The 13,072-nt window shown below is 73.6% G+C and carries 12 protein-coding genes; 10 read left to right on the top strand and 2 right to left on the bottom strand.

All coding sequences use genetic code 11. From position 1 onward, the window contains the following. From VGR37_09560 to VGR37_09545, 4 genes are all read left to right on the top strand, one after another. A partial coding sequence (locus tag VGR37_09560; protein ID HEV2147635.1) for a hypothetical protein occupies positions 1 to 609 on the top strand: 609 nt, incomplete at its 5' end. Positions 610 to 732: 123 nt separating this feature from the next. After that, a complete protein-coding gene (gene modA, locus VGR37_09555) occupies positions 733 to 1,542 on the top strand; it encodes a molybdate ABC transporter substrate-binding protein (protein ID HEV2147634.1) in 810 nt (269 codons plus the stop codon). Beyond that, positions 1,539 to 2,231 (top strand): molybdate ABC transporter permease subunit, encoded by a 693-nt coding sequence (modB, locus tag VGR37_09550; protein HEV2147633.1) that lies wholly within the window; start codon positions 1,539 to 1,541, stop codon positions 2,229 to 2,231. Before modA ends, modB begins: the two co-directional genes overlap by 4 nt. Continuing rightward, positions 2,224 to 2,862 carry an ATP-binding cassette domain-containing protein gene (locus tag VGR37_09545; GenBank protein ID HEV2147632.1) on the top strand — a complete coding sequence of 213 codons (639 nt, stop codon included), beginning with the start codon at positions 2,224 to 2,226 and terminating at the stop codon, positions 2,860 to 2,862. The genes modB and VGR37_09545 overlap by 8 nt, the downstream gene beginning before the upstream one ends. Before the next feature lie 136 nt (positions 2,863 to 2,998). Here VGR37_09545 and VGR37_09540 read toward each other — a convergent pair whose 3' ends face one another. Together VGR37_09540 and VGR37_09535 are read right to left on the bottom strand one after the other, a co-directional pair. After that, on the bottom strand, positions 2,999 to 4,147 hold the full coding sequence (locus VGR37_09540; protein ID HEV2147631.1) for a diacylglycerol kinase family protein: 1,149 nt from the start codon (positions 4,145 to 4,147) through the stop codon (positions 2,999 to 3,001). Between the two features lie 70 nt (positions 4,148 to 4,217). Continuing rightward, on the bottom strand, positions 4,218 to 5,342 hold the full coding sequence (locus VGR37_09535; GenBank protein ID HEV2147630.1) for a S8 family serine peptidase: 1,125 nt from the start codon (positions 5,340 to 5,342) through the stop codon (positions 4,218 to 4,220). Positions 5,343 to 5,782: 440 nt separating this feature from the next. On the opposite strand from VGR37_09535, the gene mprF reads away from it, so the two are divergent. The 6 genes from mprF to VGR37_09505 all read left to right on the top strand — a co-directional run bounded on the left by mprF (position 5,783) and on the right by VGR37_09505 (position 13,024). Beyond that, on the top strand, positions 5,783 to 8,368 hold the full coding sequence (gene mprF / locus VGR37_09530) for a bifunctional lysylphosphatidylglycerol flippase/synthetase MprF (GenBank protein HEV2147629.1): 2,586 nt from the start codon (positions 5,783 to 5,785) through the stop codon (positions 8,366 to 8,368). A gap of 96 nt (positions 8,369 to 8,464) precedes the next feature. After that, positions 8,465 to 9,064: a type II toxin-antitoxin system RelE/ParE family toxin gene (locus VGR37_09525; protein ID HEV2147628.1), complete on the top strand. Its 600-nt coding sequence runs from the start codon at positions 8,465 to 8,467 to the stop codon at positions 9,062 to 9,064. 23 nt (positions 9,065 to 9,087) lie between these two features. Continuing rightward, positions 9,088 to 9,477 (top strand): helix-turn-helix domain-containing protein, encoded by a 390-nt coding sequence (locus VGR37_09520; protein ID HEV2147627.1) that lies wholly within the window; start codon positions 9,088 to 9,090, stop codon positions 9,475 to 9,477. Positions 9,478 to 9,634: 157 nt separating this feature from the next. Beyond that, positions 9,635 to 9,925: a hypothetical protein gene (locus tag VGR37_09515; GenBank protein HEV2147626.1), complete on the top strand. Its 291-nt coding sequence runs from the start codon at positions 9,635 to 9,637 to the stop codon at positions 9,923 to 9,925. Between the two features lie 34 nt (positions 9,926 to 9,959). Further along, on the top strand, positions 9,960 to 10,607 hold the full coding sequence (locus VGR37_09510) for a hemolysin III family protein (GenBank protein HEV2147625.1): 648 nt from the start codon (positions 9,960 to 9,962) through the stop codon (positions 10,605 to 10,607). Positions 10,608 to 10,696: 89 nt separating this feature from the next. Then, the gene (locus VGR37_09505; protein ID HEV2147624.1) at positions 10,697 to 13,024 is read left to right on the top strand and encodes an FdhF/YdeP family oxidoreductase; all 2,328 of its coding nucleotides are present in this window, start codon (positions 10,697 to 10,699) and stop codon (positions 13,022 to 13,024) included. The last annotated feature ends 48 nt before the right edge of the window (positions 13,025 to 13,072 follow it).

The following is a 13,072-nucleotide window of genomic DNA, read 5'->3' as shown; positions in this document are numbered from 1 at the left end:
GCACCGCAGGCACCCGCCGAGCAGCCCGAGGCGAAGGCGAGCCGCCCGAAGCGCGCCCGGAAGAAGCGCGAGAGCGCGGCGGTGGAGACGGCCGCCGCGACGCCCGGGGAGGTGAAGGACTCCCGCCCGGAGCCGTCGACGGAGGAAGCCGCGGCGAAGACGGCGGCCCGCCCGAAGCGCTCCCGGAGCCGTGGCAAGCCGACGGCGGAGGCCGCCGTGGAGCCCGCCCCCCCGGCGGAGCCCACTCCCGCCACTGACGCTGCCACCCCGCCCACACCCGAGAGCGCTGCGGAGCCCGCGCCGAGGCCGAAGCGCCCGCGCGCGCCTCGCCGTACGGCGGCCGTGGAGGCAACGGCGCCGGCCGCAGAGCGGGCGGAGACGCCGGCATCGGCGGACGCGCCGAAGCGGGGGCGCGCCCGTGGGGCCGCCGCGCAGACGCCCGAGGAGTGGCTGGAGGCGGCCCGCGCGCTCTTCGCCGAGGGCACCAGGGCGCTGCGGGAGATCGAGTCCGCGACGCTCCCCTTCGCGCGGGGGCCGTGGACCGAGCTACGGATGCGGTCCGCGGAGATCCTGGCCTGCCTGGAGGGCGGGAAGCCGGGCGGTTCCTGACTGCCCGCGACCACGGCGAGGGCGCCCCTGCACCGGGGGCGCCCTCGCCGCTTTCCTCCCCTCCGCGCCCGCCGCTAGATTGCGCCGCGCGTCTCCGCCCGGTCCGACCCGCCACCCGATCCGATGCCCACACCCGGAAAGATGCTGCGCGCGGCCGCGGCGGTCGCGGTCCTCGCCCTCGCGGCGGGGTGCGGGCGCCCCGCCGAGCGGGAGGGCGAACCGGTGCGGCTCACCCTCTCTGCCGCCGCGTCGCTCCACGAGGTCCTCGCCGAGCTGGCCGACCGCTTCGAGGCGGAGCACCCCGGCACCGAGGTCCGCGTGAACCTGGGCGCATCCGGCGCGCTCCGGCAGCAGATCGAGCAGGGCGCGCAGGTGGACGTCTTCGTCTCCGCCGCCGGGGGGCCGATGGACGCCCTGGCCGCGCGGGGGCTGATCGACCCGGAGACGCGCGCCCCCTTCGCCGCGAACGAGCTGGTGCTGGTGGTCCCCGCGGGCGACGACTCGGAGGTGCGGGGGTGGGCGGACCTCGCCACCCCCGCCGCCCGCCGCGTGGCGCTGGGCGCCCCCGCCTCCGTCCCCGCGGGCGAGTACGCCGTGCAGGTCCTCGGGTCGCTGGGGGTGTACGACGCGGTGCGCGGGAAGGCCGTGTACGCGCAGAACGTGCGGCAGGTGCTCGCCTACGTGGAGTCCGGCAACGTGGACGCGGGCGTCGTCTACGCCACCGACGGCGCCGACTCCGACGGCGTCCGCGTCGTCGCGCAGGCGCCGTCCGGGAGCCACCGGCCCATCGTCTACCCGCTGGCCGTCGTCCGCTCCACCCGGCGCCCGCGGGAGGCGCGCGCCCTCGCCCGCTTTCTCCTGGGCGCCGAGGCGCGCCAGGCGCTGCGCCGCCACGGATTCCGCCTCCCCCCGCCGCCGGATCCCGCGCCGTGACGCTCGACTGGCAGCCCGTCCTCCTCTCGCTGCGCGTCGCCCTCGCCTCGCTCCTGCTGGTGGCGACCGCCGGGACGCTCGCGGCGCGCGCCATGACCCGGCGCGACTTCCCCGGCAAGGACGTGCTCGACGGCCTCCTCGTCCTCCCGCTGGTCCTCCCGCCCGTGGTGACGGGCTTCCTGCTCCTGGTGCTCCTGGGGCGCAACGGCCCCGTCGGCGCGCTGCTGGAGCGCGCCTTCGGCGTGCAGCTCGTCTTCACCCTGCACGCCGCCGTGCTCGCTGCGGCGGTGGTGTCGTTCCCGCTGATGTACATGAGCGCCAAGGCCGCCTTCCAGGCCGTGGACCGCCGGCTGGAGGACGCCGCGCGCACCCTGGGCGCGGGGGAGGCGCGCGTCTTCGCCACCGTCACCCTCCCGCTCGCCTGGCCGGGGCTGGTGGCGGGGACGACGCTGGCCTTCGCGCGGGCGCTCGGGGAGTTCGGGGCCACGGTGATGGTGGCCGGCAACATCCCGGGGGAGACCACCACCGTCCCGCTCGCGATCTACTTCGCCGCCGATGCGGGGGAGATGCGGACGGCCGGAGCCTACGCGCTCCTCATCAGCGCGGCGAGCATGGCGATGGTGGTGGGGCTGAATGCCTGGACCCGGCGGCGCGTGCCGGGGTGGCGGAAGGGCGGGCGGCGTGCTTGAGGTGCGGGCGCGGAAGCGGCTCCCGGACTTCGTCCTGGAGGTGGACTTCACGGTGCGCGACGAGGTGCTGGTCCTCTTCGGCCCCTCCGGGGCGGGGAAGACCATGACGCTGCGGCTGGTCGCCGGGCTGGAGCGCCCCGACGCCGGGGAGATCGTGCTGGACGGGCGGACGCTGGTCTCCCGCGAGCGGCGCGTGTGGGTCCCCCCGCGGGAGCGGCGCTGCGGCTTCGTGTTCCAGGACCTGGCCCTCTTCCCGCACCTGGACGTGCGCGCCAACGTGCTCTTCGGCGCCCGCGCGGAGGGTGCGGAGGCGCGCGAGCGGCTGGAGCGCCTCCTCGCCCGCTTCCGCATCGCCCACCTGGCGCGCCGCTACCCCGCCGAGCTCTCCGGCGGCGAGGCGCAGCGGGTGGCGCTCGCGCGCGCCCTGATGAGCGACCCCGCCGTGCTCCTGCTGGACGAGCCCTTCTCCTCCCTGGATGCCGACACCCGCCGCGCCGTGCAGGACGAGGTGCTGGCCGCCCACGACACCTGGCGCATCCCCTTCGTCTTCGTCACCCACGACCGCGAGGAGGCCGAGAGGCTGGGCGACCGGATGGTGTTCATCCGCGAGGGGCGGATGGTGGAGGGCTAGGGAATAGGAAACGGCCCGCAACGGCGGCCCCCTCCCCCGGCCCCACCCTGCAGGCGAGAGGCGGGCACGACACGACGCCCCCACCGGGATATCCCGGCGGGGGCGCCTGACTCCCGCACTTCGCACCTCGCACTTCCTATCCCAGCACCGTCAGCCTCCCCGGCAGCACCTTGATCTCCAGCTCGTGCGCGGCTTCCGAGAGGATCTCGCCATCGGCGTGGACGGGGAGCGGGTCCGGGCTGGTGACGCGGATGCGGCGGGCGCGGAGCATCCGCACCCTCGGCCGTCCCACGTGCGTCCCGCGCATCACGCGGGGGAGGAGGTCCAGGATCCCCAGCGTGCCGAGCGCGTCGGCGACGGCCACGTCCAGCTCGCCGTCGTCGATCCGCGCCGCCGGGCAGATCCAGAACCCCCCGCCGTGGCACCCGCCGTTCGCCGCGGTCACCAGCGTCAGCGGGCCGTCCGCCACCAGGACTCCGTCCAGCTCCACCCGCATCCGGGGCGGGCGGAAGCGGGGGAGCACCCGCGCCAGCGCCCACAGGTAGATGGCGATCCCGCGCAGGCGCCGGACCTTCGCGGCCTCGATCCCCACCCGCGCGTCCAGCCCGATCCCCACGCCGTTGGTGAAGAAGCGGTCCCCCACGCGTCCCGCGTCCACCCGGCGCGGGGTGGCCTGCAGGAGCCGGCGCGTGGCGGCGGCGGCGTCCGTGGGGGCGCCCACCAGCTTGGCGAAGTCGTTGCCGCTCCCCACCGGGACGATCCCCATCGGCACGGTGGGCCCGTCCCCCGCCTCGCGGAGCAGCCCGTTCGCCACCTCGTGCACCGTTCCGTCGCCCCCGGCCGCCACGACCGCCGTCCACCCCTCGCCCGCCGCGCGCAGGGCGATCTCGGTCGCATGCCCCCGCGCCTGCGTGGGCACGACGTGGTGGCGGACGCCGGCCGCTTTCAGCACGGAGCCGATCGCGCTGCCCGCACGCGCCGCGGCGCCCCGCCCCGCGGCGGGGTTGAGGATCACGAGATAGCGGGCTGAATCCACGGAACGGGGAGGAGGAGGCGTGCACGCCAGCGGGAGGGGACCGTCCACGGGATTGTATCGCCCCGCGCGCCCATGGACAATGCCGCTCCAGCGCCGGTCGCGTGAGGGATGCGAGCCCGTCAGGGGCGAGACTCCGCGGCTGTTTGCGGAGGCTCGCCGCCGTTGAGCACGGTCGTATCGTGCTCTACGGCGCCGCAGCCCGACCCCGGCGAAGCCGGGGGCACGCCCAACCCCCGCCGGTCCAGCCATACGAAAAGAGCCGGGACCCATCACGAGGATCCCGGCTCTCCAATCTCAGCTCAGGCAGAACCCTGCCGGCTCACCGGTGGATGATGGGATCCGGCACGCCGTCCGGGTCGCCGCAGGCGAAGCCGCTCGTGTTGGCCTTGCCGAGGAGCAGGACGCCGGCCGCGTGCGGGGCGGCCATCGAGGTGCCGCTCATGGTGGTGGTGCCGCCGCCCTTGCGGGTGGAGAGGATGCTCGCGCCCGGGGCCGCGAAGTCCACGCCCAGCCCGTAGTTGGACCAGGAGGTCAGGCAGTCGTTGGTCCCGATCGCGGAGATGGTGAAGACGTTCGGGCCGTTGACCCGGGCCGGGGTGTACTTGCTCGCGTCGTCGCCGTCGTTCCCGGCCGCGATCGTGAAGATGATCCCCTTGGCCGCCGCGTCCAGGACCGCCTTCTCCAGCGTGGCGTTGGAGCCGCTGCCGCCCAGGCTCATGTTGGCCACCTCGCCGGCGACGCCGTTGGCCGCCACGAAGTTGACGCCGTTGACGACGCCCTCCCAGGTGCCGCTCCCGCTGTTGCCGAGCACGCGCACCGAGCAGACGTAGGCGTTGGCCGCCACGCCCACCACGTCGATCCCGTTGTTCTTGGCGGCGATGGTGCCGGCCACGTGCGTGCCGTGCCCGTTGCCGTCGCTCGGGTCGCGCCCGGCGTAGTGGACGTGGCAGTTGCGGCTGGTGTTCAGGTCGGCGTGGGCGAGGTCGATGCCGGAATCGATGACCCAGGCCGTCTTCCCGGTGCCGTCGCCGGCCCCGCCGATCCGGGTGATCCCCCAGGGCGTCGTCTGCCCGCCGCCTCCGCCGCCGCCCGGGCGGGCGTTCCCCTCCACCGGCCGGATGAGCGAGACGGGCCCGTCCTTCTCCACCAGCGCCACGCGCGGGTCGTTCCGGACGGCGTCCACGTGCGCGGCCGGGATCACGGCGGAGAAGCCGCGTGCCGCGTGCTGGCGCACGTAGCGTAGCATGAAGCCGCCGTTGCGCGCCATCTCCGCGGCCGTGCTCTGCACGTCCACCCCGTCCCGGAAGGTGACCAGGTAGATGGGCGCGTTCTCGGACTGCGCGGCGCTGGGCCCGGCAGCCTCCGGAGCCAGGGTGGGAGCCTCGTCGCAGGCGGCGAGACCAAGTGCGGTGACGAGCGCAGCCAGGGGGATCGTGCGGCGCATGTACAGCCTCCTTGGTTGGGTGGGCGCCCGCGTCCCCCTTCCCGTGTGGAAGGGGGTGCGGCCGTCCCGGACGGGTCCGCGGCCGGTCGCCGGCCGACTGCCCTCGGCCGCGGCAACATCGGGTCCGACCCGTGCCGCCGGAGCCTAACGCCATGCTGTCCAATCACTTCGGGGGTTTCGGGGCGCTCGCCCCGGCCCTGGACAACTGCACCAGAATGGTGCAGTTGGACGAGAGGGTGTACCAGCATGGTGCACCGTTTCGTGTCAGAAAGTGCCGTAAAATAGGCGGAGTATGGGTGGTGGAGGGTGCCCGCGGGATCAGTTCCCGGAGACGAGGGTACACGGGACGGTTTCCCGCCGCCAGCCGCTCCGGGGTGGGTCCGAGCCGGGGTCGCATGCCCCGCGCCGATCGTTCCCGTCCAGACGGAATCCGTTCGAACTTGAGCATCGCAGCCGAGAGCGTTCCAGCGGCAGTCTCCCAGCCGGAGCGGCGCTGGCGATGGGTGTCCCCGGCGGTCGGGGCGGCGCTCCTGGTGGCCGCGGTGTGGGTGCTCAACGAGGAGCTGCGCGAGGTCCGCTACCGCGAGGTGGTGGCGTCGCTCCGCGCCCTGCCGCCGCTGCGCGTCCTCCTCGCCCTCCTGGTCACCGCCCTCAACTACGCCATCCTCACCGGCTTCGACCTGCTCGCCTTCGAGTACATCGGCAAGCGGGTGCACGGGTGGAAGGTGGCGCTGGCTTCGTTCACCGGGTACGCCGTCAGCAACAGCGTGGGGTTCGCGCTGATCTCCGGCACCTCGGTGCGCTACCGCTTCTACTCCCGGTGGGGGCTCACCTCGGGGGAGCTGTCGCAGGTCGTCCTCTTCTACTTCGGCACCTTCTGGCTGGGGCTGCTGGTGCTCGGCGGGTGGAGCCTGGCCTTCGACCCGCACCCCGGGCTCATGCAGCTCCCCGGGAGCGCGCTGGTCCGCCCCATCGGGGTGCTCCTCCTCCTCCTGGCGGCGGGGTACGCGGCGGCGGCGGCGCTGCACCGGGCGCCGCTGCGCCTGGGGCCGCTCACCATCCCCTTCCCCCCGCCCCGGCTGGTGGCGGGGCAGTTCGTGCTCTCCATGGCGGACTGGGCGCTGGCGACGGGGATCTTCTACTTCCTCCTCCCCCCCAGCGAGCTCTCCTTCGGCGAGCTGCTGAGCGCCTTCCTGGCCGGGCAGATCCTGGGGCTCCTCAGCCAGGTCCCCGGCGGGCTGGGGGTGTTCGAGGGGACCATGATGCTCCTCCTCCGCCCGCACCTGCCGGCGGAGCAGATCCTCTCGGCGCTGGTTCTCTACCGCGTCTTCTACTACCTGATCCCGCTGGCGGCGGCGCTCGTCATCCTGGTGGCGGACGAGGTCCGGCAGCGGCGGCAGCACCTGGCCCGGCTGGGGGGCGCATTCGGGGCGCTCACCCGTCAGCTCGCCCCCAAGGTGCTCTCCGTCTTCACCTTCCTGTCGGGGGCGCTCCTCCTCTTCTCCGGCGCCACGCCCACGGCGCAGGGGCGCATCACCTGGCTGGGCGGCTTCGTCCCGCTGGCGATCACGGAGGCTTCGCACTTCCTGGCGAGCGTCGTCGGGGTGGGGCTCCTGGTGGCCTCCCACGGGATCGCGCGGCGGCTGGATGCCTCCTACTACTTCGCGGCGGCGGGGCTGGCGGTGGGGATCGCGGCGTCGCTGCTCAAGGGGGCGGACTACGAGGAGGCGCTCCTCCTGGCGCTGGTCCTGGCGGCGCTGGTCCCCAGCCGCGCGGAGTTCGACCGCAAGGCCGCCTTCTTCGCGGCGCGCTTCTCCCCCGGGTGGATCGTGGCGGTGCTCGCGGTGATCGGGGCCTCCGTCTGGCTGGGATTCTTCGCCTACGAGCACCTGGAGTACACGGACGACCTGTGGTGGGAGTTCGCGGCGGACCGGAGCGCGCCGCGCTTCCTGCGCGCCTCGGTGGGCGCCACGATGGCGGTCCTCGCCTTCGGCGTGATGCGGCTCCTCCGGCCGGCGCCCGCGGAGGTGGTGCTCCCCACGGACGAGGAGCTGGCGGCGGCGGAGGCGGTCATCGCGCGGCAGCGGTCCACTGTCCCCTACCTGGCCTACCTGCGCGACAAGACCCTCCTCTTCAACGAGGCGCGCGACACCTTCCTCATGTACGCGGTGCAGGGGAAGAGCTGGGTGGCCATGGGCGACCCGGTGGGGCCGCCCTCCGGCGCGCCGGAGGTGATCCGTGCCTTCCTGGGGCGCTGCGACGACTTCGGCGGCGACCCGGTGTTCTACCAGGTCACGCGCGACCGCCTGCACCTGTACGCGGACTTCGGCCTCACCTTCGCCAAGCTGGGCGAGGAGGCGTACGTACCGCTGGACGCCTTCTCGCTGGAGGGCGCCGCGAGCAAGCCCTTCCGGCTGGTCCTGAACCGCTTCGCCCGCAGCGGCGCGGAGTTCCGCATCGTTCCACCGGAGGAGGTGCCCGCCCTGCTCCCGGAGCTGCGCTCCGTGTCGGACGAGTGGCTGCGGAGCAAGGACGTCTCGGAGAAGGGGTTCTCGCTGGGGTTCTTCGACGCGGGCACGCTGTCGCGCTTCCCCGTCGCCGTGGTGGCCGAGGAGGGCCGCATCACGGCCTTCGCGTCGGTGTGGCCCGGGCCGGGGGGGGAGGAGCTGTCGGTGGACCTGATGCGCTACCGGGCGTCGGCGCAGAAGGACGTGATGGAGGCCATCTTCCTCCAGCTCATGCTCTGGGGGAAGGAGCAGGGATACCGCCGCTTCAGCCTGGGGATGGCGCCGCTCTCGGGGCTGGAGGTCTCCGCCGTGGCGCCGGCCTGGACGCGCCTGGGCCACTTCCTCTATCAGCAGGGCGGCGCCCTCTACAACTTCCAGGGGCTGCGCGCCTACAAGGAGAAGTTCCACCCGGTGTGGGAGCCCCGCTACCTCGCCCACCCGGGCGGGCTGGCGCTGGCGCGCATCCTGGCGGACGTGTCGGCGCTGGTGGCGGGCGGGTACCGGAGGATCTTCCCGTGAGCGCGGCGGGGAAAGCGGGGGCGGACGAGGGGCGCGAGGTCGAGACCAAGCTGATCGTCCGTGTCCGGGCGCCCGCGGGTGGTGGTGGAATCAGTCGTGGCGCTGGACTCGCTGGGGGTATACCGGCTGGTGGGCCGCGGGGAGCTCCGCCTGCGCGACGTCTACTACGACACGCCGGACGGCGAGCTGGTGCGCCGCCGCGCCGCGGTCCGGCGCCGAAACGCTGCCGGGCCCGCCCTGCGCGGCAGCTCGCTGCCCCTCCGTTCCCCTGGATGCAGACGCATTGACGATTCAGGGTACTCAGTACTACAGTTACGTATCGTGAACGCGATCCCTGAGACCCGCTATCTCGAGTTCGTCTACATTGATCTTTTCGAGCGCACCCGCAAGGGCGTGCTGACTGACGAAGAGGTCAGGGCTGTGGAGGACGAGCTGCTGGAGCGTCCCACGCGCGGCGATGTCATGGAAGGCACTGGGGGTGTGCGGAAGATTCGCGCCGCACAGGAGGGACACGGCAAGAGTGGGAGCGCGCGGGTGGCGTACCTGTACGTCGAGAAGTGGGCCTCAGTCTTCTTCATGCTCGCATTTCCCAAGAACGTGCAGGGCAACCTTACCTCGGAGCAGAAGAAGATCGTTCGGGACGAGGTGGCGAGGATCAGGGCGGAGGAGTGGCCGCGCAGGAAGCGCAAGAGGTAGGACGAGGAGAAAGGAGAGCCAGGATGGCCGGCGAGAACGAGGACCGCATCGAGGTCACGGAGGAGAACTTCGGGGATCTTCTGATCCAGGGGCTCCGAGAGGTCCATCAGGTCGTCCGTGGGGAGGCGGAGCCCGCCCGCCGGGTGCGCCGGACCGTGACGGCTCGGGAAGCCGACGTGCGTCCCCCACAGGCCTACACGGGCGCCAAGATCCGGCGGATCAGGGAGGGGATGGGCGTCTCCCAGAACGTCTTCGCACGCGTCCTGAACGCGAGTCCGGACACGGTGAAGGCGTGGGAGCAGGACAAGCGGCAGCCCGACGGCATGGCGCTCGCCCTGCTGGAAGTGGCGGATCGGCACCCGGAGGCCCTGATGGATCGCGTGCGGAAGAAGGCGAAGCGCACCCGCCGGTGACGGCCACACCGCCATCGTAAACGCCACCGCCTGGATTCCGATCCGGGGCCCGACCGGTCCTGGTATCCCGCAGAGGGTCGGCGATCCAGCAGGAGAGGCAGGGGTCTTGCGGGGCGGGTGAGGCTCGGCCGACGGGCCCGGATCCGGAGCAGCAGAGATGTCGCGAGCCTTCGTGAAGGAAGACGCCGGGGACCACGTCCCGCCGGGGCTGTTCGGGCTCCCGCCGCGGGACGATCCCGGCTTCGACGCCGCGGCCGCGCGCGCGCTCGTCGAGGCGGCGCGCGACGCGAACACGCCGAGCGCCGAGGCGGCCACCGGCTACCGCTGGGGCGAGCCCCGGCTGCGTCCGCACGTCCGGCGGCTCCTCCGGGAGGCCGAGGCGCTCCCGGACGAGGAGCAGGACCTGCGCTACGTCCGCGTGGCCCGGCGCTTCCTGGACGTGGGGTAGCCGCGGAGATGGAACCTGGCAGGAGGGTGGTACGATGGACGAAGTGATCGACGTGCGGGAAGAGGTCGCCAGCGCGCTCACCCACGGGCTCGGCGTGGTCGCCAGCGCGGCGGGAGGCGCGGTGCTCGTCACCCTGGCGGCGCTCTACGGCGACGCCTGGCAGGTGGTGGGGGCGTCCGTGTTCTGCGGCTCGCTGGTGCTGCTCTACACCGCCTCCACGCTGTACCACGCGGTGCGGCACCGGATCGCGCGCGCCCGGCTGCAGGTGTTCGACCACTGCGCCATCTACGTGCTGATCGCCGGCACCTACACGCCCTTCACGCTGGGCGTGCTGCGCGGCGCGTGGGGGTGGTCGCTCTTCGGGGTCGTGTGGGGGCTCGCGGCGGCCGGGGTGGTGTTCAAGCTCTTCTGCACCGGGCGCTTCCGGCGCCTCTCCACCTTCATCTATCTCGCGATGGGGTGGCTGGTCGTGGTGGCGACCGGGCCCATGCTGCGCGCCCTGGAGCCGTCCACGGTGCTATGGCTGGTGGCGGGCGGGCTCACCTACACGGCCGGCACCTACTTCTACCTCAACCGCCGCATCCGCTACTCGCACGCCATCTGGCACCTGTTCGTGCTGGGCGGGAGCGTCTGCCACTTCGTCGCGGTGCTCTCGCAGGTGCTCCCGCCCTCGGGGAGCTGACCGCGCGACGGCGGCGCCGGGGTTGCCAGCCGGGGCCGCCGGAACGACCTTTCGGGTCAACGCCTTAGCCGCCACTCCCGAGGTCCCCGATGCCCGATCGCAACCCCTCCCGCCCCGAAGCCCCGCGCACCGGCAAGCCCGCCGGCGGCCTCCCGGCCGTCGCGAGCTCCATGCGGCACCTGGCGCACGAGAAGGCGCTCGTCCCCGGGCTCAACGCGCTGCGCGTCCTCAACCAGGTGGACGGCATCGACTGCCCCGGGTGCGCCTGGCCGGAGCCGCGGGAGCGCTCGTGGGCGGAGTTCTGCGAGAACGGCGCGAAGGCCATCGCCGCCGAGGCCACGGGGAAGCGGGTGACGCCGGAGTTCTTCGCGCGCCACACCGTCGCCGAGCTGCGCGCGCAGAGCGACTACTGGCTGGAGCAGCAGGGGCGCGTCACCCACCCGGTGATCCGCCGCGCCGGGAGCGACCGCTTCGAGGCCATCTCGTGGGAGGATGCGTTCGCGCGCGCGGGCCAGTTCCTCCGCTCCCTCGACGACCCCGACCAGGCGGCCTTCTACACCTCCGGCCGCACCAGCAACGAGGCGGCGTTCCTGTACCAGCTCTTCGGGCGGATGTACGGGACCAACAACTTCCCGGACTGCTCCAACCTCTGCCACGAGTCCAGCGGCGTCGCGCTGAAGCGCACCATCGGGCTGGGGAAGGGGGCGGTGCAGCTCGCCGACTTCGAGAAGGCCGAGGCCGTCTTCGTCATCGGCCAGAACCCGGGGACCAACCACCCGCGGATGCTCACCGCGCTGCAGGAGGCGCGGCGGCGCGGGGCGGAGATCGTCAGCATCAACCCGCTGCGGGAGCGCGGGCTGGAGGCATTCATCCACCCGCAGGACGTGGCCGCCACGCTGCTGGGCTCCGGCAGCCCCATCTCCACCGTGTACCTGCAGCCCCTCCCCGGCTCCGACGTGGCGGTGCTCAAGGGGATCATGAAGCACGTGCTGGAAGCCGAGGACCGCAACCCCGGCCGCGTGCTGGACCACGGCTTCCTCCGCGCCCACACCGTCGGGCTGGACGAGCTGGTCGCCGACCTCCGCGCCACCCGCTGGGAGGACATCCAGGCGCAGTGCGGGCTCACGGAGGAGGAGATCCGCCGCGCCTCGGAGGTGTACGTCCGCTCGCGCGCCACCATCGTCTGCTGGGCGATGGGGCTCACGCAGCACGAGAACGCGGTGGACAACGTCGTCGCCTGCTCCAACCTGCTGCTGCTCCGGGGGAACATCGGCCGGCCGGGGGCGGGGCCGTGCCCGGTGCGCGGCCACAGCAACGTGCAGGGCGACCGCACCATGGGGATCCACTTCGCCCCGCCCGCGGAGCTCCTGGACGCGCTGGAGCGCGTCTTCGGCTTCGCGCCGCCGCGCGAGCCGGGGCTGGACGTGGTGGGCTGCATCCACGCCATGAACGAGGGGCGGGTCCGCTTCTTCATGGCCATGGGCGGCAACTTCCTGCAGGCCTCGCCCGACACGGAGACCACCGCGGAGGCGCTGGGGCGGGTGGAGCTGGCGGTGCACGTCACCACCAAGCTGAACCGGACGCACCTGGTGGCCGGGCGGGAGACGATGATCTGGCCCTGCCTGGGGCGCACGGAGCTGGACGTGCAGGCCTCCGGGCCGCAGCTCGTGACGGTGGAGGACTCCATGAGCGTGGTCCACCCCTCGCGCGGCCGGAACGCCCCCGCGTCGCCCCACCTGCGGAGCGAGCCCGCCATCGTCGCGGGGCTGGCGAAGGCCGCGCTGGACCCGGTCCCCTCCGTGGACTGGGACGCCCTGGCCGCCGACTACGACCGCATCCGCGACGCCGTGGAGCGCACCATCCCCGGCTTCGACGACTACAACCGGCGGGTGCGCGAGCCGGGCGGCTTCGTGCTGCGCCACCCCGCCGCGCACCGCGAGTGGAAGACCGCTACCGGGAAGGCGGAGCTGGTCGCGGTCCCCCTCCCCGACGTGCGCCTGGAGCCGGGGGAGCTGCGGCTCTTCACCATCCGCTCGCACGACCAGTACAACACCACCATCTACGGCCTGGACGACCGCTACCGCGGCATCTCCGGCGAGCGCGACGTGGTGTTCATGCACCCGGACGACATCGCCGAGCGCGGGGTGCGCCCCGGCGGCCGCGTGGACCTGCGCTCCCGCGCCGCCGACGGGCGGGAGCGGGTGGCCCGCGCCTTCCGGGCGGTGGCGTACGACGTCCCCCGCGGGAGCGCGGCGGCGTACTTCCCGGAGGCCAACGTCCTGGTGCCGGTGGGGATGACCGCGCGGGGGAGCAACACCCCCTCGTCCAAGATGGTCCCCGTCACCGTGACCCCCGCCGCGGTGGAGCCCGGCGTGCCCCCGGACGGCGCCGCCGCGCTGGCGCTCGCCGGGGACTGAGGTGCGCAGGGGGAGCACCTCCCGCCGCCCGGTCGAGGAGGTGGTCCT

Source organism: Longimicrobiaceae bacterium (assembly GCA_035936415.1).
GTDB lineage: Bacteria > Gemmatimonadota > Gemmatimonadetes > Longimicrobiales > Longimicrobiaceae > JAFAYN01.
This window is presented reverse-complemented; position numbering and strand designations above follow the sequence as displayed.